This is a genomic window from Streptomyces sp. NPDC030799 (assembly GCF_055572255.1).
This window is the reverse complement of record NZ_JBVIDS010000011.1, coordinates 64,253-88,213: the sequence shown is the minus strand read 5'-3', so window position 1 is coordinate 88,213 and position 23,961 is coordinate 64,253. Positions and strand designations below refer to the sequence as shown.

23 protein-coding genes are annotated in these 23,961 nt (G+C 72.9%); 13 read left to right on the top strand and 10 right to left on the bottom strand.

The window, feature by feature from the left end:
- Positions 1-99 precede the first annotated feature (99 nt).
- Entirely contained in the window at positions 100-1,065 is a 966-nt protein-coding gene (locus ACZ41I_RS26410; protein WP_363219504.1) for a cation diffusion facilitator family transporter, read from the top strand.
- A 103-nt stretch (positions 1,066-1,168) separates the two neighbouring features.
- Here the strand turns inward: ACZ41I_RS26410 and ACZ41I_RS26405 are convergent, their stop codons facing one another.
- Complete coding sequence (locus ACZ41I_RS26405) at positions 1,169-1,618, bottom strand: nitroreductase family deazaflavin-dependent oxidoreductase (RefSeq protein WP_363219493.1); 450 nt, start codon at positions 1,616-1,618, stop codon at positions 1,169-1,171.
- A 196-nt stretch (positions 1,619-1,814) separates the two neighbouring features.
- Here ACZ41I_RS26405 and ACZ41I_RS26400 point away from each other — a divergent pair, with 196 nt between their 5' ends.
- From ACZ41I_RS26400 to ACZ41I_RS26390, 3 genes are all read left to right on the top strand, one after another.
- Positions 1,815-2,273, top strand: coding sequence for a nuclear transport factor 2 family protein (locus tag ACZ41I_RS26400; protein WP_468515189.1), 459 nt, complete (start codon positions 1,815-1,817; stop codon positions 2,271-2,273).
- Between the two features lie 169 nt (positions 2,274-2,442).
- Positions 2,443-3,672, top strand: coding sequence for a cytochrome P450 (locus ACZ41I_RS26395; RefSeq protein ID WP_363219491.1), 1,230 nt, complete (start codon positions 2,443-2,445; stop codon positions 3,670-3,672).
- Positions 3,673-3,684: 12 nt separating this feature from the next.
- The gene (locus ACZ41I_RS26390; protein WP_363219490.1) at positions 3,685-3,885 is read left to right on the top strand and encodes a ferredoxin; all 201 of its coding nucleotides are present in this window, start codon (positions 3,685-3,687) and stop codon (positions 3,883-3,885) included.
- On the opposite strand, the gene ACZ41I_RS26385 is transcribed toward ACZ41I_RS26390, so the two are convergent.
- On the bottom strand, positions 3,860-4,447 hold the full coding sequence (locus ACZ41I_RS26385) for a TetR/AcrR family transcriptional regulator (protein WP_399775106.1): 588 nt from the start codon (positions 4,445-4,447) through the stop codon (positions 3,860-3,862). The genes ACZ41I_RS26390 and ACZ41I_RS26385 overlap by 26 nt on opposite strands.
- A 132-nt stretch (positions 4,448-4,579) precedes the next feature.
- Here ACZ41I_RS26385 and ACZ41I_RS26380 point away from each other — a divergent pair, with 132 nt between their 5' ends.
- Both ACZ41I_RS26380 and ACZ41I_RS26375 read left to right on the top strand, forming a co-directional pair.
- Positions 4,580-5,038, top strand: a complete 459-nt coding sequence (locus ACZ41I_RS26380; RefSeq protein WP_363219488.1) for a nuclear transport factor 2 family protein — start codon at positions 4,580-4,582, stop codon at positions 5,036-5,038.
- A 9-nt stretch (positions 5,039-5,047) separates the two neighbouring features.
- Positions 5,048-5,581 carry a flavoprotein gene (locus ACZ41I_RS26375; RefSeq protein WP_399775110.1) on the top strand — a complete coding sequence of 178 codons (534 nt, stop codon included), beginning with the start codon at positions 5,048-5,050 and terminating at the stop codon, positions 5,579-5,581.
- 59 nt (positions 5,582-5,640) lie between these two features.
- Here ACZ41I_RS26375 and ACZ41I_RS26370 read toward each other — a convergent pair whose 3' ends face one another.
- Positions 5,641-6,498: a hypothetical protein gene (locus ACZ41I_RS26370; protein WP_399775112.1), complete on the bottom strand. Its 858-nt coding sequence runs from the start codon at positions 6,496-6,498 to the stop codon at positions 5,641-5,643.
- Positions 6,499-6,788: 290 nt separating this feature from the next.
- Between ACZ41I_RS26370 and ACZ41I_RS26365 the strand changes: the two genes are divergently transcribed.
- Positions 6,789-7,757, top strand: coding sequence for an aldo/keto reductase (locus ACZ41I_RS26365; RefSeq protein ID WP_399775114.1), 969 nt, complete (start codon positions 6,789-6,791; stop codon positions 7,755-7,757).
- A gap of 579 nt (positions 7,758-8,336) precedes the next feature.
- The gene (locus ACZ41I_RS26360; RefSeq protein ID WP_468515188.1) at positions 8,337-10,490 is read left to right on the top strand and encodes an RICIN domain-containing protein; all 2,154 of its coding nucleotides are present in this window, start codon (positions 8,337-8,339) and stop codon (positions 10,488-10,490) included.
- Position 10,491: 1 nt separating this feature from the next.
- Here the strand turns inward: ACZ41I_RS26360 and ACZ41I_RS26355 are convergent, their stop codons facing one another.
- The 5 genes from ACZ41I_RS26355 to ACZ41I_RS26335 all read right to left on the bottom strand — a co-directional run bounded on the left by ACZ41I_RS26355 (position 10,492) and on the right by ACZ41I_RS26335 (position 15,996).
- Positions 10,492-10,983, bottom strand: coding sequence for a universal stress protein (locus ACZ41I_RS26355; RefSeq protein WP_468515187.1), 492 nt, complete (start codon positions 10,981-10,983; stop codon positions 10,492-10,494).
- Between the two features lie 29 nt (positions 10,984-11,012).
- On the bottom strand, positions 11,013-12,266 hold the full coding sequence (locus ACZ41I_RS26350; RefSeq protein WP_468515349.1) for an arsenic transporter: 1,254 nt from the start codon (positions 12,264-12,266) through the stop codon (positions 11,013-11,015).
- 65 nt (positions 12,267-12,331) lie between these two features.
- Positions 12,332-13,570 carry a hypothetical protein gene (locus ACZ41I_RS26345; protein WP_399775248.1) on the bottom strand — a complete coding sequence of 413 codons (1,239 nt, stop codon included), beginning with the start codon at positions 13,568-13,570 and terminating at the stop codon, positions 12,332-12,334.
- Between the two features lie 199 nt (positions 13,571-13,769).
- Entirely contained in the window at positions 13,770-14,459 is a 690-nt protein-coding gene (locus tag ACZ41I_RS26340) for a DUF4232 domain-containing protein (RefSeq protein WP_468318513.1), read from the bottom strand.
- Between the two features lie 148 nt (positions 14,460-14,607).
- Positions 14,608-15,996, bottom strand: a complete 1,389-nt coding sequence (locus tag ACZ41I_RS26335; protein WP_468515186.1) for a serine/threonine-protein kinase — start codon at positions 15,994-15,996, stop codon at positions 14,608-14,610.
- A gap of 47 nt (positions 15,997-16,043) precedes the next feature.
- Here ACZ41I_RS26335 and ACZ41I_RS26330 point away from each other — a divergent pair, with 47 nt between their 5' ends.
- The gene (locus ACZ41I_RS26330; protein WP_399775127.1) at positions 16,044-16,592 is read left to right on the top strand and encodes an RNA polymerase sigma factor; all 549 of its coding nucleotides are present in this window, start codon (positions 16,044-16,046) and stop codon (positions 16,590-16,592) included.
- A gap of 3 nt (positions 16,593-16,595) precedes the next feature.
- Here the strand turns inward: ACZ41I_RS26330 and ACZ41I_RS26325 are convergent, their stop codons facing one another.
- Both ACZ41I_RS26325 and ACZ41I_RS26320 read right to left on the bottom strand, forming a co-directional pair.
- On the bottom strand, positions 16,596-18,977 hold the full coding sequence (locus ACZ41I_RS26325) for a SpoIIE family protein phosphatase (protein ID WP_468515185.1): 2,382 nt from the start codon (positions 18,975-18,977) through the stop codon (positions 16,596-16,598).
- 426 nt (positions 18,978-19,403) lie between these two features.
- On the bottom strand, positions 19,404-19,949 hold the full coding sequence (locus ACZ41I_RS26320; RefSeq protein ID WP_468515184.1) for a methylated-DNA--[protein]-cysteine S-methyltransferase: 546 nt from the start codon (positions 19,947-19,949) through the stop codon (positions 19,404-19,406).
- Positions 19,950-20,124: 175 nt separating this feature from the next.
- Here ACZ41I_RS26320 and ACZ41I_RS26315 point away from each other — a divergent pair, with 175 nt between their 5' ends.
- The 4 genes from ACZ41I_RS26315 to ACZ41I_RS26300 all read left to right on the top strand — a co-directional run bounded on the left by ACZ41I_RS26315 (position 20,125) and on the right by ACZ41I_RS26300 (position 23,820).
- Positions 20,125-20,364 (top strand): hypothetical protein, encoded by a 240-nt coding sequence (locus tag ACZ41I_RS26315; RefSeq protein WP_363220462.1) that lies wholly within the window; start codon positions 20,125-20,127, stop codon positions 20,362-20,364.
- A 3-nt stretch (positions 20,365-20,367) separates the two neighbouring features.
- Positions 20,368-20,745: a toxin Doc gene (locus ACZ41I_RS26310; RefSeq protein WP_351241009.1), complete on the top strand. Its 378-nt coding sequence runs from the start codon at positions 20,368-20,370 to the stop codon at positions 20,743-20,745.
- Positions 20,746-21,295: 550 nt separating this feature from the next.
- Positions 21,296-23,008, top strand: a complete 1,713-nt coding sequence (locus ACZ41I_RS26305; RefSeq protein ID WP_468515183.1) for a ricin-type beta-trefoil lectin domain protein — start codon at positions 21,296-21,298, stop codon at positions 23,006-23,008.
- Positions 23,009-23,388: 380 nt separating this feature from the next.
- A complete protein-coding gene (locus ACZ41I_RS26300) occupies positions 23,389-23,820 on the top strand; it encodes a subtilase-type protease inhibitor (protein WP_399775140.1) in 432 nt (143 codons plus the stop codon).
- The last annotated feature ends 141 nt before the right edge of the window (positions 23,821-23,961 follow it).

Below are 23,961 nucleotides of genomic sequence, written 5' to 3'. Positions count from 1 at the left end.
GAACGGAAACAGGCCGCACGAACGGCCGAGGACAACGCCACGCCCCCCACACCGGCTGCCGGGCAGCACGGTGCGGGGAACGGCGGGCAGAGCCGTGCGGTGCCCGACGCCGGCCCCACGTCCGACCGGCGCACCAAGGTCACCGTCCTCGTGGCGCTCGCCGCCAATCTGGTGATCGCCGTCGCCAAGGCCGTCGGCGGTGTCCTCGCGGGCTCGCCCGCACTGCTGTCGGAGGCCGCGCACTCCGTGGCCGACAGCTTCAACGAGGTGTTCCTGCTGGCCGCGCTGCGCCGCAGCCGCCGCCCCGCGGACAAGCGACACCCCTTCGGCTACGGCAAGGAACGCTTCTTCTGGTCCCTCCTCGCCGCCGTCGGCATCTTCGTCATGGGCGGCTGTTTCTCCTTCTTCCAGGGCGCCGAGGCGCTGAGCCAGGGCACCGAGGAGACGTTCGGCGGCTATGTGGCGGGCCTCATCGTGCTGGGCGTGGCCCTCGTCGCCGAAGGCATCTCGCTGCTGCGCGCCCTGCACCAGGTGCGCCGGCAGGGCGGCGGCCTCGGCTCGCTGAGCGATCCGGCGCTGCGCACGGTGGTCGCCGAGGACGGCACGGCGGTGCTCGGTGTGGTGCTCGCCCTCGTCGGGATGGCCCTGCACATGGTGACCGGGCAGGTCGCCTGGGAGGCGTCGGCCTCGCTGGCGATCGGCGTGCTGCTGGTGTACGTCGCCTACCGGCTGGGCCGCGACGCCCGGGACCAGCTCATCGGCCAGGCCGCCGACCCGGAGCTGAGCGGCCGCATCCGCTCGCTGCTGCGGGCACAGCCGGAGATCGACAGCGTGGAGGCCCTGTTCACGATGAAGATGGGCCTCGACTCCACCCTGGTGGCCGCCCGCATCGACCTGGTGCCGGGCCTGGACAGCGAGCGGGTGGAGGAGGTCGCCGTACGCATCAAGCGGTCCCTGGCGAGGACTTTCCCCGAGGCCGACCAGATCTTCCTGGACGTGACCGACCGGCCGGCGGGCGAGGCAGCGGAGAGCCCCGCCGCGACGGGGGAACGCGGCGGGGCCTGAGGCACGAGTGCCCGCCCCGAGACGGGTTCACACCTGACCGGCACAGATATTTCTGAAACCGGTCGGTGCGCGGCGGGAAGCCGCTCTCCGCGGCCCTCTTCGGTCAGCTCTCCTCGACGGGCTCCAGCACGAAGACCGGAATCTCCCGCGAGGTCTTCTCCTGGTAGTCGGCGTACGGCGGGTACGCGGCGACGGCCCGCTCCCACCACTGCGCCTTCTCCTCACCGGTGACCTCACGGGCCCTCATGTCCCGCTTGACCGGCCCGTCCTGCAGCTCGACATGCGGATCGGAGGTGATGTTGAAGTACCACACCGGATGCTTGGGCGCGCCGCCCTGCGAGGCGACCACCGCGTACGTCCCCTCGTGCTCCACCCGCATCAGCGGCGTCTTGCGGATCTTTCCGCTCTTCGCGCCCCGGGAGGTCAGCACGACCACCGGCAGCCCGGTGTCGAGGAGTGTCGTGCCCTTCGTCCCGCCGGAGCTCTCGTACAGCTCGACCTGCTCGCGCACCCACTGTGTCGGGCTGGGCTCGTACTCGCCCTCAAGAGGCATGGATCCGTCCCCTTCGTCGGTCCAACGGCTGTCTGCCACCGGCATTCAACACCCGTGGCGCCGCGAATCATCCGCACCGCGGACCGGTTGGGCCGGCGGGGTGATGACCTCCGGGGTAATCGCGCCGCCCCGGTGCACGCGGCACAGTGGTCCGCGTCCCGGCAACCCGTCGGTCCGTGCGCACAAGGAGCTGCCCATGACGACCAGCCACGACCGGTCGACCCGCGCCGCGGTCGAGGAACTGCTGCACAGGATCGGCCAGGGTGACCCGGAGCGGATCGCCGAGCTGTACGCCGACGGCTGCGACTGGCGGTTCGACTGGCCGGAGGAGGAGCACGGCCGCGCCGACGCCCCGTGGATCCGGCACCGTTCCACCCGCGCCGACGCCGCCGCGCACTACCGGGAGCTGGCCGCGTACCACGTACCGGAGCGGGCGGACACCCGCGTCGAGCGGATCCTGGTCGACGGCGAGGACGCGGTCGTGCTCGGCGTCATCGGGCAGACGGCCGAGCCGACCGGCCGCGCGTACGCCGCCCGGTTCGCCCTGCATCTCACCATTCGAACCGGTATGGTCGTACGGCATCACGTGTACGAGGACAGTCTCGCGGTCGCGCGTGCCTTCGCCCGGCCGAAGGCGCATCGCCGGCTGCCCTGACCGGTGGACGCGTTGGCGATGTGTGGCCGGATACCGCCCCTGCGATCAACCGCTCTTCGGCCAGATCACACACCTCACCGAAGTGGCCGAACTTGCCGTCGCCCCATAGATGCCCGAGGCATCTAATGAAGATCGGCACGACGCACTTCTTCGTCTGCGAGGTCTTTCCATGACGGAACTGACGGACATCACCGGCCCGGCGACCCCGGCCGAACCCGTCGCCTTCCCGCAGGACCGCACCTGCCCCTACCACCCGCCCACCGGATACGCGCCGCTGCGCGACGGGCACGCGCTGTCCCGCGTCACCCTCTTCGACGGCCGCGAGGTCTGGGCGGTCACCGCGCACGCCACCGCCCGAGCCCTGCTCGCCGATCCCCGCCTGTCCAGCGACCGCCGCCGTCCCGGCTTTCCCATACCCACCGAGCGCCTGGCCGGCATCCGTGACCGCCGCGCGGCCCTGGTCGGGGTGGACGATCCCGAGCACCAGCGACAGCGGCGGCTGATGATCCCGTCGTTCACCGTCAGACGCGCGACCGAGCTGCGGCCGTGGATCCAGCGGACCGTGGACGGGCTGCTGGACGCCATGATCGCCGAGGGACCGCCCGCCGAGCTGGTCTCCGCCTTCGCCCTGCCCCTGCCCTCGATGGTGATCTGCCGCCTGCTGGGGGTGCCGTACGCCGATCACGAGTACTTCGAGGAACAGTCCCGCCGGCTGCTGCGCGGCCCCACGGCGGCCGACGCCCGGGTGGCCCGCGACCGTCTGGAGGGCTACCTCGGACAACTGGTCGACGACAAGGCGAAGCAGACCGAACCCGGCGACGGCATCCTCGACGACCTCGTCCACCACCAGCTGCGCGAGGGCACCCTCGACCGCGAGGAACTCGTCTCGCTGGCCCTCATCCTGCTGGTCGCGGGCCATGAGACGACCGCCAACATGATCTCCCTCGGCACCTACACCCTGCTCCAGCACCCCGAGCGGCTGGCCGAACTGCGCGCCGATCCGGCGCTGCTGCCCGCCGCCGTCGAGGAGCTGATGCGGATGCTGTCCATCGCGGACGGCCTGCTGCGGGTGGCGCTGGAGGACATCGAGATCGCCGGCACCACCATCCGGGCCGGCGAGGGCGTGCTCTTCTCGACCTCGGTGATCAACCGCGACCCGGCTCAGTACGCGGACCCCGACAGCCTCGACTTCCACCGCCCCGTCCGCCACCACGTGGCCTTCGGCTTCGGGATCCACCAGTGCCTGGGCCAGAACCTCGCCCGCGCGGAGCTGGAGATCGCCCTCGGTACCCTCCTGACCCGCCTGCCGGGGCTGCGGCCGGCCGTCCCGGTCGAGGACGTCCGCTTCAAGCCCGGCGACACGATCCAGGGGATGCTGGAACTCCCCGTGACCTGGTAAGAGGCTCTGTTCATGCGCATCGACATCGACAAGGACGTCTGTATCGGGGCCGGCCAGTGCGCGCTGGCCGCACCGGGTGTCTTCACCCAGGACGACGACGGTTACAGCACCCTGCTGCCCGGACGCGAGGACGGCGCGGGCGACCCGATGGTCCGGGAGGCGGCCCGCGCCTGCCCGGTGAGTGCCATCACGGTGTCGGAGACGGCCGGCTGAGTTCGCCCCGGCCGGCGGCCGCCATCAGCGCCCGCGCCGCCGCGCGGGCCTCGGCCGCCGGCCGGGTGCTCCCGGTGATGCCCGCCGTCACCATGGCTCCCTCGGCCAGCAGGAACAGCGGCCCGGCCAGTGCGGCGGGCAGCCCGGCGTCCTCCACGAGCGAGGCGAGCCGGCGCCGGAACGCCTCCTTGTGCGCGCGCACCTGCTCGGCCACCAGAGCCGAGGTGGCGCCCAGCTCGCCGTGGGCGTTGATCCAGGCGCACCCCCGGAATCCGTCCTCGCCGAACCACCCTTCCAGCCAGTCGAAGACGGCGAGGATCCGCTCCGTCGGGTCCCGCTGCTCCGCCAGGTGCGCGGCGAGGCGTCCGTGCCAGCGCTCGTCCCGCCGCGCCAGACAGGCCGCGACGAGCTGCTCCTTGGTGGGGAAGAGCTGGTAGAGGCGCTTGAGCGAGACGCCCGACGCGCCGCGCAGTTCGTCCATGCCCACGGACTGGACGCCGCGGGCGTAGAACAGTTCCTCGGCGGCGTCGAGTGCCCGGTCCCGGGCGACCGCGCTGTCCATCGGCGACACCATCACTCCTCGATGTGTTCCTTGACGAGAGAACGAGCGTTCTCCTACGGTAGCAGCTACCCGGAGAACGCTCGTTCTCCGAATGCTGTCCGAGCCCATGCCGTCCAAGCCCAGGAGGAGACCATGGCCGACCGCCCGCCCCTGCCGCCGTTCACCCGCGAGACCGCCGCGCAGAAGGTGCAGGCCGCCGAAGACGCCTGGAACACCCGGGATCCGCACAAGGTGGCACTCGCCTACTCCGAGGACTCCGTCTGGCGCAACCGCGACACCTTCGTCACCGGCCGCGACGGGATCGTCGCGTTCCTCACCGCCAAGTGGCAGCGAGAGCTGGACTACGCGCTGCGCAAGGACCTGTGGGCCTTCGACGGCAACCGCATCGCCGTCCGCTTCCAGTACGAGTCCCACGACACCGACGGCCAGTGGTGGCGCTCCTACGGCAACGAACTGTGGGAGTTCGACGAGCACGGCCTGATGACCCGGCGGGAGGCGAGCATCAACGACGTAGCCATCGAGGAGAAGGAGCGCCGCATCCACGGACCCCGACCCGAGGCCGAGCGAGGGGTGTCCTTCCCGCTTCAGTAGGGTTCCCGGATGACCGAACAGGCCGCAAGGCCCTTCCTCTACGTCGTCGTGTGCGCGGCCGGGATCGCCGCGGGCGTCAGCAAGCTGATCACCGCCGCCCAGGAACGGGACTGGGAGGTCGGGGTCATCGCCACCCCCGTGGCGATGGGCGGCTTCTTCGACAGCGGGGCGGTGGAGGCACAGACGGGCCGCCCCGTCAGATCGGCCTGGCGCTCACCGGCCGACCCCCGCCCCTTCCCGCCCCCGGACGCCGTTGTGGTGGCCCCCGCCACCTTCAACACCCTCAACAAGTGGGCCGCCGGGATCGCCGACACCCTGGCGCTCGGCACCCTGAGCGAGGCCGCGGGGCTGGGCGTACCGATCGCCGTCCTGCCCTGCGTCGCCGACGCGCTGGCCGCCCACCCCGCCTACCAGGACAGCCTGCGACGGCTGCGCGGGATGGGGGTCCGCTTCGGCGAGGCGTACACCGGCGACGTCCGGCCGGACGGCAGCCGGCCGGACGTCGCCTGGGAGCGCACCCTGGACCTGCTCCCGCCGCGGTAGCCGTGACGTCGCATTCCCACTCTCTAGGCGGGCGGACGACGGCAAGGAGACGACAGGGCCTAGCGACAGGTCAGGGTCGGTCCCGCCAGCATGCCCCCGGTCTCCAGGGCCTGGCCCTCCGGCAGCCAGTAGCCGAGCTTCGACACCACCGAGGAGCACTTCGCCCCGACGGTGATGCGGACCGTCACCTTCTCCGGGTGGCCGGGCTGCAGCTCGGTCAGCGCGCAGTCCACGGAGTGCGCCAGCCGGGTCTTCGCCGGGTACCGGCCGACCAGCGGGTTGACACAGCGCCGGTCGGCCGTGTCGATCCGCACACCGGTGCCTTCCTCGCCGATCAGTCCCAGCCGCGCGTTGCCGTCGCCCTGGTCGCTGTCCCGGCGGACGGTGTAGGTCACCGTCGTCGTGGCATTGGGGTGCAGCGTGGTCCGGTCGACGGTGACGGCATGCGTGGGCAGGGCCTTGGGCGCGGTCAGCGACAGGGTGGTCTGCACCGTGCCCTTCAGATCGACTCCGGAGGGCGTCGACCGCACCCGCACCGTGGCGCTGATGTCGTAGGTGCCCGGACCCGGATACATCCGTGAACCGGGCAGGGTGCCGGTGTCCAGCGTCTTGCCGGCGTGGCGGACCGTCCAGGTGCCCTCGGTGCGGCAGGCGTACCGGACCCGCACACCCGCGCGGCGGCAGCTGGCCGGGGCCGCGATGGTCAGTCTCGGCGAGCCGGTGTCCGTGCACAGGCTGACCTGCGCCTCCTGACCGTGTGCGCCGCGCAGGGTGCCGGCGGCCGCGCACAGCGTGGCCGGGCTCTCGGGCGCCGGCCCCGGTGCGGCAGCGGGGTGCCCCCAGGCCGGGGTGACGAGCGCCAGGGGCAGCAGTGCTGCTCCGGCCAGGGTTCTCAGGGTGGTGGGACGAATCGGCACCGCGTTTTCCTCCGGGTGGCCGAGACCGGCCGGATGCCGGTCGTCTGCGCCGAGGATGATCCGACCGTACGACCATCCTCGGCTCCCACGCCGGGCGGTCACCTGGGGGCAGCAACGCACGTGCCCCGAAGGGACGCGGGGCTGCATCGACAGGCGGCTCCACCGCGTGGCGCGAGCAACCACGGCCAACCCGCAGCCGGCGGGCGCCGGAAGGGCAACGGCCCGGGCCACCGCCGGGCCACGTCGTACGCTCGTCGGTGACCATCGTCCCGAAGGCAGGAGCAGCAACGATGCAGTACGTGAAGCTCGGTTCGACGGGCCTGGACGTGTCGCGGATCTGTCTGGGCTGCATGACCTACGGCCTGCCCGACCGCGGCGTCCACGAGTGGACCCTCGACGAGGAGGCGTCCCGCCCGCTCATCCGGCAGGCGCTGGAGGCGGGCATCAACTTCTTCGACACCGCGAACGTCTACTCGGACGGCACCAGCGAGGAGATCGTCGGCAAGGCCCTGCGCGACTTCGCGAACCGCGACGAGATCGTACTGGCCACCAAGGTGAACGGCCGGATGCGGCCGGGCCCCAACGGAGCCGGACTGTCCCGCAAGGCGATCATGACCGAGATCGACCACAGCCTGCGCCGCCTCGGCACCGACTACGTCGACCTCTACCAGATCCACCGCTACGACCGTGCGACTCCCGTCGAGGAGACGATGGAGGCGCTGCACGACCTGGTCAAGGCGGGCAAGGTCCGTTACCTCGGGGCGAGTTCGATGTACGCCTGGGAGTTCTCCAAGCTGCAGTACACGGCGGAGCGGCACGGCTGGACGAAGTTCGTGTCCATGCAGAACCACTACAACCTGCTCTACCGCGAGGAGGAGCGGGAGATGCTGCCGCTCTGCGCGGACCAGGGAGTGAGCGTGCTGCCGTGGAGCCCGCTCGCCCGAGGCCGGCTCACCCGGGACTGGGGCACGGTCACCGAGCGCAGCGCCAACGACAACTTCGGCAGCCGCCTGTACCTGGAGAGCGACCACTCGATCGTGGAGGCCGTCACCCGGATCGCGAACGACCGCGGCGTGCCCCGCGCCCAGGTGGCCCTCGCCTGGCTCCTGCACCAGGACACGGTGGCCGCCCCGATCGTCGGCGCTCCCAAGCCCCGCCACATCGAGGACGCGGTGGCCGCCGTGGAACTGGAGCTGACCGAGAAGGAGATCGAGGAACTGGAGGAGCCCTACACGGCGCGCGCGATCAGCGGCCACTGAAAAACGCCCCCTGGTCCATCCGGTGGGTCCCGGTACCGAGCCACGGGAGGATGCCTGTGCGTGCTGACGACCTGTCCGTGGCGGCTGCCGCTGCCGATCCGTCCCTGCCGCCCGGGTGGTGACCGGCCGCTACGACCAGCGGCCCGGCTACGGCGTCAACCGGACTGGCAGGGCGGGCAGTTGGCTGTTCACCTGCACCCTGGGCGGATCCGGACTGTTCCGGCAGGGCGGCGCCCGGACCCGCGCCGGCCAGACCCGCCGCCGCCCGGCGCCTACCGGGCGGGTGAACGGCGGTAAGTGGAAGAAAAGGATTTCTTTGACCGCGCGTCAATAAGGAACGGTGTCGCACGCATTTGTCGATTGTCGAAAGATCCCTTGTTCGTGCGTGTGCGGCTGTGTAAAAGTGTGCACCGTCGGCGCGCAGGCAGAGCGGAATGCGACTCTCTGTGCCAGGCCGCTCCCCGTACACCCCCCACGCTTCAAAAGAGCCGCCTCAGGTGGACGTTCGAGCAGCCCCACCGCCTTCCCATACCACTTGGTATGGACTAATTTCCTTATCGCGTCTGGAGGAATGCGGTCGTGAATGAGGCAGGCCTGTCGGACGAACGACTCAGTGCCGAGCTGAAGAAGTGGACGGGCGGGACACCCGCGCTCCAGCCCGTCGGTGAACTCCTCGACCGGCACTGGGAAGCGGCTTTCGCCTACGCCCGGTTGTGCACGGACGGGACGCGTGCCGCCGGCATGCTCACCACCGCCGCCTTCACCCGGCTGTTCGGGGAATCGCTCCGGCAGGTCGGTCCGACCGCCGCCTGGCGGCCCCAGGTGCTCGTCGCCGTCCGCAGGATCGCGGCCGAGTGGGACACCGACGGCCGCCAGGAACTCCTCCACCCGGGCCTGCGGTCCGGGGTCACCGGTGAACGTGCCGCCGCCCGGATGCTGCCGCCGCCCGGCCGGCGGTTGCTGTCCCGCGCGTTCCAGCGGGTGCCCCAGACCTCCCGGGCCGTGCTGTGGCACACGGAGGTCGAGGCCGAACCGCTCGCCGTACCCGCGGCGCTGCTCGGCCTGGACGAGGAGGACGCCGGCATCGAGCTGCGCCGAGCCCGTGAACGGCTGCGCGAGGAGTGCCTCCAGGTCCACCGCGAACTCGCTCCGGAGGACGAGTGCCAGCGCTATCTGCGCATGCTCGACGTGACGTTCCGGCGCGGCGGCGTCGGCATCGACCCGGATCTGCGTGAGCACCTGGGGCGGTGCGGCCACTGCAGCCGGACCGCCGACCAACTCGCCGCGTTCGACACCGGACTCGGCCTCGCCCTCGCCGAGGCGGTCCTCGGCTGGGGTGCCCGCGCCTACCTGGACTCACGGGCAAGCCGCACCGAGGAGGCGACCGAGCCGGTCCCTCGTCCCGAGGCGGTCGCACCCCCCGGGGGAGAAGCCTTCCTGCCACCCGGGCCGCCGGACGAGGCAGGCCCAGCGGGCCGGGGCGCCACCGCCGGACCGAGGAGGAGGGCGGGTTCCGCCGGGCGGGGACGCCGGGGTGGCCCGGCCGAGGTCCCGGCCGAGGGTGCTTCCGTGCAGTCCGTGCGCGCGGGTGGCGCCGCCGAGTCCCCGGCTTCGCCTGATTCTGCCGGGCCGACGGCCAATTCCGGATTCGCCGAGTCGACGGGCGGCAGTGGTTCCGCCGGGCGCGGGCGCCGGGGCGGCGCCGCCGAGTCCGCGGGGCTGCGGGGCTCCGCCGGGCCGAAGGCCCCGGCCGGTGCTGCCGATGCCGCGTCCTCGCGTCGCCGCTCCTCCCGCGACACCGGCGCCGCTGCTGCCGCGGTGCCGGCCGGTCCCGGGGAAACCGCCGTCTCCGGTCGATCGGCCCAGCGAGCCGCCCGTGCCCGGCGTGCTCGGCGGCGCAATCTCGTCGTGGCCGCCGGTACCGTCAGTGGTCTGGTGGTACTGCCCCTGGTGCTGTGGTCGGTGCTCGGATCCGGCGACGGCCCCGCATCCGCCGGTGACAGCACCTCTTCACCGGCGCCGGGGAAGGGCACCGCGAGTCCTGGCGCGTCCTGGACCGCGGTCAACGCGGCGGGCCGGGGCGCCCTGCACGGCCGGCTGCACAACCTCGCCTCCGGCCTGTGCATCGGCGTCGTGGGGAAGAAGGCCGTCAAGGGCGCCGAGACCGAACTCGCCACCTGCTCCACGACATGGAGCCAACAGTGGACGTACGAGACCGACGGACTGCTGCGCAACTCCGCCGCCCCCGACCTGTGCCTGGACTCCCACCTCGGCTACTCGGTCCGCCTGGCCCCCTGCTCGGCCACCGGTAGCGCCGCTCGCAACGTCCGCTACGACTTCACCCTCCAGGGCGCCCTGATCCCCCGCTGGAACCAGGACCTGGCCCTCACCCCGGCCGCCACCGACGGCTCCGGCGCCCTGGTCCTCAAGTCCCGAGCCACCGGTGCCGCCCAGCGCTGGGCCGTCGACACCACCAAGCCGGATCTGCAGATGCAGAACGTGAACTGGGACAGCGACAGCAGCCCGTTGCCGGCCCCCACCCCGCAGCGGTCGGTACCCCGGGCGACGCCCGCACCCAAGGCCTCCACCACCTCGTCGCAGGTCCCGAGCCCGACCCCGAAGGCGACCGGGGCCGCCGCGTCACCCACGCCGTCCGCCACGGCCGATCCCTGCTCCGCCTACCGGTACTACTGCGGCGGGGGCTACGGCGAGGGCGGGCACCACCGCCGTTGACTCAGGGACGGTGCGGCGGTGGCGGCGGGATGGTGCCCAGCCCCGGGGCGGGTTCCGGCCACACCAGCAGCACCGGGCAGGGCGCATGGTCGACGGCGAACCGGGCGGCCGGGCCGAGACTCTTCGGCCCCAGCCGGGACCGGTCGCCGTCCCGGGCCAGCACCAGCAGATCGGCGCCCTCGGCGGCGGCCACCACCTCCCGCTCGACCCGGCCCGCCCGCTCCTCGCGCGCACACCGCCGGCCCAGCCGCTGTGCCGCCGCGTCCAGCAGACCGGCCGCCGAGCTCCCGCCGAGCGCCTCCATCCGGTCGCCCGGATCCCTCTCCGGATGCCCCCGCCCGAGCAGCCCCGCGAACGCGCCGTGCGCCAGCCCCGGCACCTCGGGCCCGCTGACGTGCAGCAGCACCACCTCGGCGGTCTCCGGTGCATGGCTGCGCACGGCGTCCACACAGGACGGCCAGGTGCCCTCGACGAGCCAGGCGATCACACGCATCCGGTCGCCCCCTTCGGCGCACGCGAACCTCAGAGAACCTGCAGCGATCCCCACAGTGCCACGACCGCGACGGCGAGGGAGGACGGCACGGCGAGCAGGCCCAGCCGGGTGAACTCGCCGAGATCCACGCCGTGCTCGTGCTGGTGCACGATCCGCCGCCACAGCAGCGTCGCCAGCGACCCGGCGTAGGTCAGATTGGGCCCGATGTTCACCCCGAGCAGCACGGCCAGCACCGCGCCGGGCCCGGCCGGCACCGCCGGCGGCAGCAGGACCAGCACCGCGGGCAGATTGTTGATCAGGTTCGCCAGGACGGCGGCCAGCGCGGCGGTTCCCAGGAGTGCCGGCAGCCCGGCCCCGCCCGGGACCACGTGCCCGAGCACGTCCGCGAGCCCGTTGTCGACGACCGCCCGCACCACGATGCCCAGCGCCGGCACGAACGCGAGAAACGCCGGGGCCGCCGCCCGTACCACCGTCAGCGGCGTCGCCCTGCGCCGCACCAGCGCCCGCCCCGCCAGCACCAGCGCACCCGCCGCCGCGACCCAGGCCGGCTCCACGCCGAACGCCGACGCCACCACGAACCCAGCCAGCGTGCAGGCCACGGTCGCCGGCGCGAACCGCGGCAGCCGCGGAGCCCCGCCGCTCTCCCCGCCCGCCGGTGCCGCCGCCACGAGATCACGGGCGAAGAACCGGCGGAACACCAGGTACTCGGCGCCGATCGCCACCAGCCACGGCAGCGCCATCAGCGCCGCGAACCGGGTGAAGGTCAGCCCGCTCGCCGCGAACGCGAGCAGGTTCGTCAGGTTGGACACCGGCAGCAGCAGCGACGCGGTGTTCGACAGATGCGTGCAGGCGTACACATGCGGCTTCGGCCGTACGCCGGTCCGCGCGGCCGTCGCGAACACCACCGGGGTGAGCAGCACGATCGTGGCGTCCAGGCTGAGGACGGCGGTGATGGCGGAGGCCAGCGCGAACACCGCCGTCAGCAGCCGCACCGGACGGCCCCGCGACCACCGGGCCATCCACGCCCCGCAGGCCAGGAACAGCCCCTCCTCATCACAGAAGTGGGCGAGCACCAGCACCGCCGCCAGGAACCCGACCACCGGCCCGAGCCGCTCCGCCTCGGCCCGCGCGTGGTCCAGCGAGATCGCCCCGGTGGCGACGGCGATGCCGGCGGCGGGAACGGCCATCACCGCCTCCGGCCACCCGAAAGGCCGTACGACGGCCCAGGCGAGGACGGCAACGAGCAGCACGGCGGACAGCGCTTCGGCGAGCGGCGTGTTCAGGGCGGGTCCTTCCGGAAGCGATCATCAGGAGTGCCCGCCCATGAAAACAGAAGACGTTGAACGTCCTACGACGACGGGCTGCCCGCCGCGCCCAGGAACTCCGCCCAGCCGCCCGCCGGGGCCTGCCCGGGCACCAGTGTGCGCAGCTTGCGCAGCACCGCCTGGTCCTGCGCCTCCAGCCAGGCCACGAGTTGCTTGAACGACACGAAGCGCACATCGTCGCCGTGCGCTGCCATCTTCCCGATCGCCTCCTCGACGGCGTCCATGTAGATGCCGCCGTTCCAGCGCTCGAAGTGGTTGCCGATGAAGAAGGGGGCGCGGTTGGTCTCGTACGCCCGCCGGAAACCGGCGACATAGGCGTCGCGGGCCTGGGCACGCCAGGCGTCGTAATGGGCGCGGTCGCCGAGCGGGTTGCCGCCGGACTGGTTGAACATCATGTTGTAGTCCATCGACAGCACCTGGAAGGAGTGCCCGGGAAACGGTATGGACTGCAGCGGGAAGTCCCAGATCTTTCCGCCCTGCACCTTGCCCGGCCAGATCTGGAGCCCGCCGGGGGAGCTGGCGTCGTACTTCCAGCCGAGGGCCGCGGCCGTGGGCAGCAGGTTGGACTGGCCCTCAAGACACGGCGTACGGCCGCCGATCAGCTCCTTGCGGTAGTCGAAGGGGAGGGGCTCCAGGTCGGTGAAGCCGGTGTTGGTCTTCCACTTGGTCACGAAGCCGACGGCCTGGTCTATCTCGCTGCGCCACTCGGCCGGGGACCAGTTGCGCACGCCGTTCGCGCCGCAGAAGTGTCCGTTGAAGTGGGTGCCGATCTCGTGGCCCTCCAGCCAGGCCGCGCGGACCTGCTGGATCGTGGCGTGGATGTGCCGGTCGGCGAGGTAGCCGATCGCGGACGCGCCGACCGGGTGCTGCGGCGGACGGTACAGGTGCTTCTTGGACTCGGGCAGCGTGTAGATGCCGCTCAGGAAGAACGTCATCTTCGCGCCGTGGTCGGCGGCCACCTTGCGGAACCGGGAGAACAGATTGTTGCTCAGCTCGCCCGCGCCGTCCCAGGAGAACACCACGAACTGCGGAGGCTTCTGACCCGGCTTCAGCCGCTCGGGCTTGGGCTGGTGCGGCTGGGCCCCGGTGTCGGCCGTGGAGCCGTCACCTATCGGCTTGGCCGGCCGGGCCTGGGCGGTGCCCCTGCCGTCCGCCGGGCCGTCGACCGAGAGGCCGGTGCCGGAGGAGCACGCGGCCAGCGTGCCCAGGGCGCCCGCCGCCGCGCCCGCCGTCAGCACCCGCCTGCGTGAGATCCCGCTCATCTTCTCCCCGATTTCCTCGTCACGGCCCTTGGGGGCCTGCTCGCCGGTGTAGGTCGACGGGTTCGATGACGGGGTCCAGCGGATGGATCGCGGCCTGCGGCGCCTGTTGCCGTCCTGTGACAGTTGTGGCGCGCTCATGACGAACCCCGCTGCCGGGGGAGTGGGGCAGCGGGGTTCGTCCCGGGGGTGTGGGCAGTGGTCAGGGAGCGGTGCCCGGGCTGAGCGGCGACAGGAAGACGGACGAGGAGTTGCCGGAGACGGGCACCGCTCCGCCCGTCCAGGCGACCTTCAGCGCGTCCCGCTCGTCCGGCGGCGTCACCAGCAGCGCGGCCGGGGTGGCCGTACGGGCGCCGCTGACACCGGGGTTGGAGAAGGACAGCCCGGCCCAGGCACTCTGCCCCGACTTGAGGGTGACGGTGACCGGGGAGCCCGACTCGCGCTGCGGGTCCGGGCCGAGCTGTGCGCCGGAGGCGGTCACGAACGCCGTGCCCGGATAGCCGTGCAGGGTGCAGGTCCGGCCGGACCTGTTGGTGAGGACGACCGGGAAGTTCTCCTGGCCGGCGCCCGGGTCGTTGCGGCCCACCGAGGCGCGCAGCTCGGAGGTGTGGCAGCGGTTGCTCGCCGCGGGCGTGGCCGTACCGCCGCCCGTGGACGCGGTGGCCTTCGTGGTCGAGGACGAGGGGACGGTACTGCGGGACGCCGCCGGGGCGGACGTGGGGGACTCCGGGCTCTTCGTGGTGCCGGTCGCCGGGGCGGCCGTACCGGAGACCGTCATCGGTGGGTTGCTGTGGACGTCCTGGCCGTTGCCGCAGGCGGTCAGGAGCCCCAGCACGGTGACCGTGCCCACGAGCAGGGTCCCGCGCCGCGCGGACCGGGGTGTGTACACCATGTAGAACACTCCTGGATGGTCACGGCACGCGGCGGACCGCGTGCCTGACGGCGCGGACTGCGCCGTCCTCACACTCCGATGCACCGAACGCCGGAAAAGTTCGGCACGGAGGGTTTTCTTCCCCGCCGCGACCGCCGCCAGCCGCCCGTCAGGTCACGCTCAGCGAACGGAGTATCCCCTCGGTCGCGTCCCCGGCGCCCCGCTCGCGCACCTGTACGTACACCTGGGGCTGCGCGGCGCCGTCCGCCGGGTTCAGCGCGGACTCCGTGACCGAACCGCCGTCCGGGCAGCCGCTCCAGGCCCGCACCAGGCCGTGCCAGTCGCCGTCGGTGAAGGTGCGGCTGCCGGAGTAGCGGCAGCCGGAGTGGGTGAGGGCCTTCACCTTCGCGGTGACGTCGCCGTGCTCGCTCACCCCCACGAACACGCCGTCCACCGCCTTCCGCAGATCGGGCCAGTGGCTCAGGTCGTCGGCGACCACCAGCCCCGGTTCACGCCCCTTGCCGAGTCCCAGCGTGGCCGGGTCCCAGCCGGAGTTGCGCAGCTCGCGGCTCCAGCCGGCCGGAACCTTCACGACCACCCGTCCGGTCGAGTCCGTCACCCGGACCTCGTCCGAGGAACCGCCGCGGTTGATCAGCACGGTCACCGTGGCCGCGGCCGCCGCCGCGGCGAGGAGCGCGGCCAGGGCCAGCGTCACCGTGTTCAGCCGGCCACGGACGCCGTCCAGCCGCCGGGCGGGCCGGAGCGCCAAGGACGCCGACAGCCGGTCCAGCTCGTTCGCGAACGCCTGTGCGCCGGGCCAGCGCCGCGCGCGGTCCGGCTCCAGCGCGCGCAGCAGCGCCCGCTCCACGTCGTCACCGAGGTCCGGCCGCAGCCGCCCGGGCGGTACGACCCTGCCCGGCGGGCCCGGCACGCTGCCGGTGACCAGCTCATAGCCGACCGCCCCCAGGCTGTAGACGTCGGCACGCTCGTCGATGCCCTCGCCGGGCTCGGCCTGCTCCGGTGGCTGATAGCCCGCCGAGCCCGCGGCCAGCGTGAGCACCGAGGCCTGCGCGAGGCTCTTGGCGAGCCCCAGGTCGGCCAGCAGCACCCGCCGGGTGCCGTCCGGGGCGGTGTGCAGCAGCACGTTGGTGGGCTTGATGTCCCGGTGCACGATGCCCGCCTCGTGCAGCGCGGCGGCGGCCCGGGCGGCCTCGGCCGTCAGCGCGAGCGCGTGCCCCACCGGCAGCGGCCCGCCCGCCAGCAGATCGGCGAGGGTGCCGCCGTCGGCGTACTCCATCACGAAGTACGGCCTGCCGTCGGGGAGTTCGCCGATGTCGTAGACCTGCACCACACGGCTGGAGCCGGCCCGGCGCAGCAGCCGCGCCTCGGACAGGAAGCGGTCCCTGACGTCGAGCCGGTGGGCCCAGTTGTCGGCGAGGACCTTGACCGCGACCGGTGCCTGAAGCTCGTCGTCATGGGCGAGCCAGACCGTGGCGAAGCCGCCGGTGCCCAGCGGCCGGTTGAGGCGGTAGCGGCCGATCCGCTCCAGGGAGTGCATACGACTATCATGCCTGGCCTGAGATCGACTTGAAGGAGGGCCCGTCCGTGCAGGACCAGGCGCCGTTGGAAGACCTCGCGCGGCGGGCCGCCGCCGGCGACAGCGCGGCCCTGGACCGGCTGCTCACCGAGATCCGGCCGGAGGTCCTGCGCCGCTGCGGGCGCTTCCTGCCGTGCCGGGAGGACGCCGAGGAGGCCGCGCAGGACGTGCTGCTCCAGGTGGCCCGGTACATCTCCGGCTTCGAGGGCCGCAGCCGCTTCAGCACCTGGCTGTACACCGTGGTCGCCAACTGCGCCCGGCAGAAGTACCGCGAGCTGAAGCGGCGGGCCGCCGAGCAGCCGGCCGCCATCGAGCCGTCGTACGCCGTCGACCCGCGCACCACCAGCGTCATCGCCGGCTCCCGGGTGGATCTGCTGGAGGCGCTGGACCGGCTGGAGCGGACACATCCGCACCTGGTCGCGCCGCTGGTCTACCGGGACATCTGCCAGCTGGACTACGCCGAGGCCGCCGAGCGCGTCGGCATCCCGCTCGGCACGCTCAAGTCCCGTCTGCACGAGGCCCGCAAACAGGTACGGCCGTGGCTGGCGGGGTCCTGAGCGCTACTCGTCCTCCTCGAAGAGGGGCAGTTCCGCCCAGATCGTCTTTCCCTCCGGGGTGTGCCGGCTGCCCCAGCGCTGGGTGAGCTGGGCGACCAGCAGCAGGCCACGGCCGCCCTCGTCGAAGGTCTTGGCCCGGCGCAGGTGCGGAGCGGTGTGGCTGGTGTCGGACACCTCGACGATCAGCGTGGTCGCATCGTGGATCAGCCGCAGCCGGATGGGATGCGAGCCGTACCGGATGGCGTTGGTGACCAGCTCGCTGACCACCAGTTCCGCCGTGAAGGCCGCCTCGCTCAGCCCCCAGGTGTCCAGCTGCTCCACGACCTGCTTGCGGATCGGAGCGACCAGTGCCGGGTCGGCCGGGATGTCCCAGGTCGCCACCTGCGAGGCCGGCAGGCCCTGGGTGCGGGCGAGCAGCAGCGCCACGTCGTCGGGGACGCCACCCGGCGGCAGCAGGGTGTGCAGCACACGGTCACAGGTCACGTCGAGGGAGCCGGTGTGCCCGGCCAGCGCCTCGTACAGCAGCTCGCGGCCGGCGTCCCCGTCCCGCCCCCGGGACATCACCAGACCGTCGGTGTACAGCGCGAGGACGGTGCCCTCGGGCAGTGCCAACTCGGCGGACTCGAAGGGCAGCCCGCCCAGGCCCAGCGGGGGACCGGCGGGCAGGTCCAGCAGATGCGGCCGGCCGCCCGGCCGCAGCAGCACGGGCGGCGGGTGCCCGGCGCGCGCCAGGGTGCAGCGCCGCGACACCGGGTCGTAGACGGCGTACAGGCAGGTCGCGCCGACCTCGCCGGGGCTGCCGTCGCCGCCGGACTCCTCCGACAGCCGGATCACCAGGTCGTCCAGGTGGGTGAGCAGCTCGTCCGGGGCCAGATCGATGTCGGCGAGGGTGCGCACGGCGGTCCGCAGCCGGCCCATGGTGGCCGAGGCCTCCACGCCGTGTCCGACGACGTCCCCGACGACCATCGCGACCCGCATCCCGGACAGCGGGATCACATCGAACCAGTCGCCGCCCACTCCGGCCCGCGCGGCCGGCAGATAGCGGGAGGAGGCCTTCAGCGCGGCCGTGCGCGGCAGGGTGCGCGGCAGCAGGCTGCGCTGGAGCGCGAGCGCCGTCTCGCGTTCGCGGGAGTAGCGGCGGGCGTTGTCGATGCAGACGGCGGCCCGGGTGGTGATCTCCTCGGCGAGCAGCCGGTCGTCCGCGGTGAACGGGTCCGGGCGCCGGTGCCGCGTGAGGACCGCCACGCCGAGGGTGAGCCCACGGGCCTGGATGGGCACCGACATCGAGGAGTGCATGCCGAATCTGCGCACCCGCTCGCTGCGCGCGCTGTGCCAGGTAAGCCATGGCAGCAGGTCGCCGACGGTCCCGGACGCGGTGATCGTGTGGCCCGCGGTCAGCGAGTCCGCCTGGGCGGAGCCGGCCGGGTACTCCTCCGTCTGCCCGGGCTCCATCACCGCCTCCGGCACGCCGTCCAGGACCGACCGGTGGGCGGCCCGGCGCAGGGTGACCGGCGCCGAGAGGCGGGCCGGGGGCTCGCCGCCGTAGTCCTGCGGGTCCAGCAGATCGATGGTGACGAAGTCGGCGAGCACGGGCACGCACACGTCGGCCAGCTCCTGCGCGGTGCGGGTGACGTCCAGCGTGCTGCCGATGCGCACGCTCGCCTCGTTCACCAGCTGCAGCCGCTGCCGGGCGCGGTGGCTGTCGGTGATGTCGTGCGCGGCCAGGCACACCCCGCGCACCCGGCCCTGCGCGTCCCTGACCGGCGCCATCCGGGCGAGCCAGGCATGCGCGCGGTCCTCGCCGCCGGTGTGCACGAAGGTCTGCACATCCAGCGGCCGGCCCGTGGTCAGCACCTGGAGCATGCTTTGCTCCAGGTCGTCGCTCTGCGGCCGGCCGCCGATCTCCACGAGCCGCAGCCCGCGCAGGCGCTCCTCCGGCAGCCCGATGACCTCGGCCATCGCCTCGTTCATCCGGCGCAGCCGCAGCTCCGCGTCGTACACGGCGACCGCGCACGGCGACTGGATGAGGTCCGCCGCGGCGAGCGGGTCGTCCTCGGCGGGCGGTTCTTCGGGAGGCAGCGGGGTGACGACGAGCCAGTCGCCGCCGTGTCCGTCGCGCGGCGGCCGGCGGTGCACGAGCAGCCAGACCGGCACGGTACGGCCGTCCCGGTGGCGCAATCCGACGGTTCCCTGCCAGCGGGCGCCCGTGGGCAGGGCCGACGGGTACTCCCCGGCCAGCAGCCGGGCGGCGGGACGGCCCAGGACGGCGTCCGCCGGGTGGCCGAGCAGGCGCCTGGCACCCTCGTTCCACTCGACCAGCTTTCCCTCGTCGTCGATGACAGCCCGGGCCGTCGCCGCGTCGTCGAACGGATAGACCCGGCTCATCGTCGCCGCTCCCAAGCGCACACTCACAGTGAACAGGTGGCACCTCTCGCGTTCCAGCGTAGTACTTCGGGGACTCCTGTGAACCACGACCTCCGCCGGCCCGGCCCGGTCGGTCGAACACCGTCAAGGGGGAGATCCGGCCGATCTGCGACCCCGGGCGGGCGTGGGTGCCCGACCTCTGTTTGTTCACGATCAGTTGTGAGCATTTCTGAGCCGGGCCCGAGCGCTGCTGAGCATCCCGGCGGCCGCCACACCATGCCGCTGCGGGACGGCCGGCGCTTCGCCCTGGTCAACCCGGGCGGCATCACCGACCCGACCGGCGCCTGCGCACGCGCCGCCGCTCCGCCGGCTGGCCTCCACCCTGCCGCCGGCCTCCACCGGCCGACGGATATCGGTCGAGTTCGACGACGTCCACGACCCTCGGCGTCAGGGAGTTGAAGCGAGCGCCTCCCGATGGGCGCCTCGTGGCAGGGCCGGCTGCAGCGCACCCTCGTGCGTGAGCAGCCACCGCTTTCCCTCGACTCCGCCCGCGTACCCGCGCATGGTGCCGTCCGCGCCGATCACCCGGTGGCAGGGGCGCACCAGCAGCAGGGGATTGGCGCCAAGCGCCCGGCCCAGCGCGCGGAGTCCGGTGCGCGGCACGCCCAGCCGGGCCGCCAGCGCGCCGTAGGTGGTCGTCGTGCCGTAGGGGATGTCGTCGAGGGCCTGCCACACCGCCCGCTGGAACGGGGTGCCGGTGGCGGCGAGCGGCAGCTCGAACCGGGTCCGACGGCCCGCGAAGTAGGCGTCCAGCTGCCGGTGCGCCTCGGCGAACGGGCCGTCGTCGCGGTCCTCCGAACGGACGGTGGGTGCGCCGCGCTGCCCCGGCACACTGAGGGAGCCGAGTGTCAGGCCGGACGGCGACACCGAGCCGGTCAGCAGCAGGTCGCCCAGCGGGCTCGGGTGGAGGGTGTGCAGGGTGCGTGTGCTCATCGGAGTGCTCCTCGTGTCCTGCCGGGGTCTCTTTCCGTGCTGCCTAGTCTGCTGCGCCCCACGCTCGCTGACCGGCGGGAATCGGACCTGGCTTTCACACCCTCGGGTACCGCGGAAAAGGGCACTTGACCTGCCGATATTTACGGGTGAGTACCCGCGCGGTACCGTGAGGGACATGCCAGCTCTCAACGTGGAGTTCAGCGAACGGGAACTCGAGGACCTGCGGCAGATCGCCAAGGAGCGCGGTACGTCGATGAAGGCCCTCGTGCGCGAGGCAGCAGCCGCCGACATAGCGCGCCACCGGGCCCTGCAGGAAGGCGCCGAGGCCTTCCGGCAGTTCTTCGCCGCGCACGCCGAGGAGTTCGCGGCGGCCTTCCCCGACGACGAACCCGTTGCGAAGGACGAGGCCGCCTGACGCATGCCTTCCGTCATCCATATCGACGTCCCCTGGCTGCTTCAGCGCCACGAGGAGGTCCTGCCCGACCAGCCCGCGGTCGACGACTTCTCCGCGCTGGTCGCCGCTGTCGCCCGGCACCGCGTGGATCCGCCCCGGCTCGGCGTGGACTCCGACCCCGCCTGGCGGGCCGCCGCCCTGCTGCACACCCTCGCCGTGCTCAAGCCCCTGCCCGCGGCCAACGCCCGCTTCGCCTGTGCGACCGCCGTGGCCTACATGTTCGTCAGCGGCGTCGGCATCGACCCGCCGTACGGCGCACTCGTCGACCTCGCCCGCGATCTGATGTCGGGCAAGGCGGACGTGTACGGCGCGGCCGACCGGCTGCGCTCCTGGCAGATCTGAGGAGGCCTGCAACCGACCTGGGTTCCGCCCTGCCGGCGGACGGCGGGACTCCGGTGGCGGGGCCCAGCCCGTCCCGGCCGGCGGGGGAAGCCGCCGGGGCCGCCGGCCGGGGCAGGGTGAGCGAGACCGCCGGCCGAGGGCGGGAGGAACGGGGCCGGCGGCCGGTTTCACGCGGGCGCACCTCCCTCACCCGCGCGGGGCCTTTCCCAGGAGGCCTCCCAGTCCACTACCGGCCCGCACCCTCCGGAAGCGTGCGCGGCCGGCCGGTTCGTGCGCACGCTTCACACGGGGCGCATGACTTCTCGAAAGCCGGTCATGAAACCAGAGCCCCTGCCCGCTGTTTGACTTTCTTTCAAAACTTCCGATGTTGTGCGGGTGCTCTGTTGCTCGTGTGGAAGTTGTGCGAGGGTTGAAACGCCCGTGCGGGGGGTAGAGTCCGGGGTTCCTCCGGCAGAAGCGGAACTTCACCGGCCGAACTCCGGCCCATTCCCCTCTCCGCGCGCCGCAGAGGTACGCATCGACGCAGCACGCACCATAAGGAACACGCTCAGTGCTCACCCCCCACCCCCCTCGTCCGCCCTATCCGCCGCCCGGCGACGACTCCGGGGAGTCCGACGAGTTGCTCGCCGGTCCGCTGCGGGCCGGCTCCGACGCGGAGGGCTCCCGCTCCGCCGCCCTGCTGATGGCCCGGCACTGGCAGCCGGCCCACGATTACGCGGTCGTCTGCCTGGCGCTGTCCGGGCCGCTCGCCCACATGGTCACCGCCACCGCCTTCCACCAGGTCCTCGGCCGGCTCGCGCTCGGCGAAGGAGCCGAAGCGCTGCGCCCCCGGCTGCTGGTGACGGTCCGGGACACGGTCGTCAACTGGTCCGGTACCGACCGGATCGCCGCCGTACTGCCCGGACTGGGAAAACCCGCCGGGGGCCGTGGGATGCGCGCCGCGAAGACCCTGATACCGGAGAACCGCGCGCTGTCGGAACGCTCCTTCCACGCCCTTCCCCGGCCGGAGCAGGCGCTGTTGTGGCACATCGAGGTCGAGGCCGAGCCGATAACCGTTCCCGCGGCCCTGCTCGGCATGGACATCGAGAGCGCGGCGGTCGCACTGGAGCAGGCGCGGGAGAAATTCCGGGAGGGCCTGGTGCGGGCCCATCGGGAACTCGCGCCCGGCAAGGAATGCCGTTACTACAACCGCCTGCTCGACGTTCCGATCCGCCGCGGCGGTGCCGGCGCGTTGCTGCCCGACGTCCAGGAGCACCTGTCCGCCTGCCCCTACTGCCGGCACGCCGCCGAGCAGCTGGGCCATGCAGACGCAGCCCTGGGCGTCCTGCTCGCCGAGGCCGTGCTCGGCTGGGGCGCCCGCCGCTACCTCGAATCCCGCCCCGGCCGCCGTCCGGGCCCTTCCCGGGGCCGTGGTGGCTCCCGGCGCTCCGGCGGACGCCGGCGCGGCGGCAAGCCCGGCCTGCTCGCCCGCGCCGCCCTGACCGGCGCCCGGCGGCGCGGCGACGGCGAACCCGGGGCCCTCGACCCCGCCCCGCGCGGCCGGCGGCGCGGCGGCGAGCCCGGTCCGCTCGCCCGGATGCCCGGTACCGCCTGGTCCTCCAGGACGCTGCTCACCGGGGTCGGCGTCGCCTCGGCCGGGCTGCTGGCGACCGTCCTCGCGATCAGCGCGTGGCCGGACGGCGGCGACGGCACCGATCCGGTCGCCTCGACCAGCGCCGTCCCCGGCACCGCCACGGGCCAGTCCCCGCCGTCCTCCGCCACCGGCCCCGCGCAACTGCCCACCGCCGGCCGTCCCACCCGGCTGCGCAACGCCGCCACCGGGCTGTGCCTGGACATCAAGGGCACACCGAAGGCGGGGGCGAGCACCGCCCTCGCCGTCTGCTCCTCGGCCCTCACCCAGCAGTGGACGTACGACGCCGACGGGTTGCTGCGCAGCGCGGCCGACTCGGGACTGTGCCTGGACTCGCACGCCGACGCCGGTGTGGTGATCCTCGGCACCTGCGCCGACGCCGGTTCCCCGCGGGGCGACGACGTGCGCTACGACCGCACCGAGCAGGGCGAGTTGCTGCCCCACTGGGACCGGACCCTCGCCCTCGCGAGCTCCGGCCAGAACGCCGGCGCCGACCTCGTCGTCAAGGTCCGCGACCGCTCCGCAGGCCAGCGCTGGACACCCGACACGACCTCGGCGAGCCCCGGCTCCCTGTCGGTCGCGGGTACGGGGGGCCCAATGGCGCGGCCGGCAACGCTGGGACGGCACGCCTAGGCCCTGCCGTCACACTCCCGCCCGCCCTGCGGGGCGTCGTCGCCCGGTCCGGCGGGGCCACCGATCATGGTGATCATTTCATGAACACAAGGCGTCACGAAGGGGTCCGGCGCGGACGGAGTCGGAATGTTTCAGGACGATTAACGAAGCGCTGATTTTCAGCCATCCGGAAGGCCCGGAAGCCCCGGACCCGCCCAGTTCCTGGGTCACGGTGTGCGGATTCCGTGACTTCACGCCACTACTTCAACACGAAAGGTTACCGAAACCCATGCGTTCGATGTGAGTTTCCACGGCGGACTCGGCAGAGTGGCGCTCGCCGCCCCGGCGCCCGACCGGGTCCGGGCCGGCAACTCGTCTGTTCGAGCGGAAGGATGCACACAATGCGGAACACCGCGCGCTGGGCAGCGGCCCTCGGCCTCACGGCCGCCGCCGTTTGCGGACCCCTGACCGGGGCCGCCGTCGCTGCACCGGGCGCCGCCCCGTCGTCGCTCTACGCCCCCTCGGCGCTGGTGCTCACCACCGGCCACGGCAACGACGCGGCCACGGCCACTCCGGAGCGCGCCGTCACTCTGACGTGCGCCCCCACGGCCTCCGGCACCCACCCGGCCGCAGCCCAGGCCTGCGCAGCACTGCGCGGCACCGGCGGCGACTTCAACGCCCTGAAGGCCGGCGAGGTGTGGTGCAACAAGCTGTACAACCCGGTCGTCGTCACCGTCCAGGGCGTCTGGCAGGGCAAACGCGTCTCGTACGAGCGCACCTTCGGCAACAGCTGTGAGCGTGACGCCATCGGCGACGGCGTCTTCGCCTTCTAGAGACCGGGATCGCACGTGTCCCCGCACACGCCGGATCAGGTCCGCAACTGGGGAGTGCGGCCCCTGGAGCGGGGTACCTGCGATCTCGCACCGGAACCGACGGGCGGAGTGGGGCCGCCCGCCGGATTCCGGGCACACAGC

Coding starts and splice junctions, on each gene's coding strand:
- ACZ41I_RS26405 (WP_363219493.1), bottom strand. CDS start 1,618: ATGCCTCTTGAGGGCGAGTACGAGCCCAGCCCGACACAGTGGGTGCGC.
- ACZ41I_RS26400 (WP_468515189.1), top strand. CDS start 1,815: ATGACGACCAGCCACGACCGGTCGACCCGCGCCGCGGTCGAGGAACTG.
- ACZ41I_RS26395 (WP_363219491.1), top strand. CDS start 2,443: ATGACGGAACTGACGGACATCACCGGCCCGGCGACCCCGGCCGAACCC.
- ACZ41I_RS26390 (WP_363219490.1), top strand. CDS start 3,685: ATGCGCATCGACATCGACAAGGACGTCTGTATCGGGGCCGGCCAGTGC.
- ACZ41I_RS26385 (WP_399775106.1), bottom strand. CDS start 4,447: ATGGACAGCGCGGTCGCCCGGGACCGGGCACTCGACGCCGCCGAGGAA.
- ACZ41I_RS26380 (WP_363219488.1), top strand. CDS start 4,580: ATGGCCGACCGCCCGCCCCTGCCGCCGTTCACCCGCGAGACCGCCGCG.
- ACZ41I_RS26375 (WP_399775110.1), top strand. CDS start 5,048: ATGACCGAACAGGCCGCAAGGCCCTTCCTCTACGTCGTCGTGTGCGCG.
- ACZ41I_RS26365 (WP_399775114.1), top strand. CDS start 6,789: ATGCAGTACGTGAAGCTCGGTTCGACGGGCCTGGACGTGTCGCGGATC.
- ACZ41I_RS26355 (WP_468515187.1), bottom strand. CDS start 10,983: ATGCGTGTGATCGCCTGGCTCGTCGAGGGCACCTGGCCGTCCTGTGTG.
- ACZ41I_RS26345 (WP_399775248.1), bottom strand. CDS start 13,570: ATGAGCGGGATCTCACGCAGGCGGGTGCTGACGGCGGGCGCGGCGGCG.
- ACZ41I_RS26340 (WP_468318513.1), bottom strand. CDS start 14,459: ATGGTGTACACACCCCGGTCCGCGCGGCGCGGGACCCTGCTCGTGGGC.
- ACZ41I_RS26335 (WP_468515186.1), bottom strand. CDS start 15,996: ATGCACTCCCTGGAGCGGATCGGCCGCTACCGCCTCAACCGGCCGCTG.
- ACZ41I_RS26325 (WP_468515185.1), bottom strand. CDS start 18,977: ATGAGCCGGGTCTATCCGTTCGACGACGCGGCGACGGCCCGGGCTGTC.
- ACZ41I_RS26320 (WP_468515184.1), bottom strand. CDS start 19,949: ATGAGCACACGCACCCTGCACACCCTCCACCCGAGCCCGCTGGGCGAC.
- ACZ41I_RS26315 (WP_363220462.1), top strand. CDS start 20,125: ATGCCAGCTCTCAACGTGGAGTTCAGCGAACGGGAACTCGAGGACCTG.
- ACZ41I_RS26310 (WP_351241009.1), top strand. CDS start 20,368: ATGCCTTCCGTCATCCATATCGACGTCCCCTGGCTGCTTCAGCGCCAC.
- ACZ41I_RS26300 (WP_399775140.1), top strand. CDS start 23,389: ATGCGGAACACCGCGCGCTGGGCAGCGGCCCTCGGCCTCACGGCCGCC.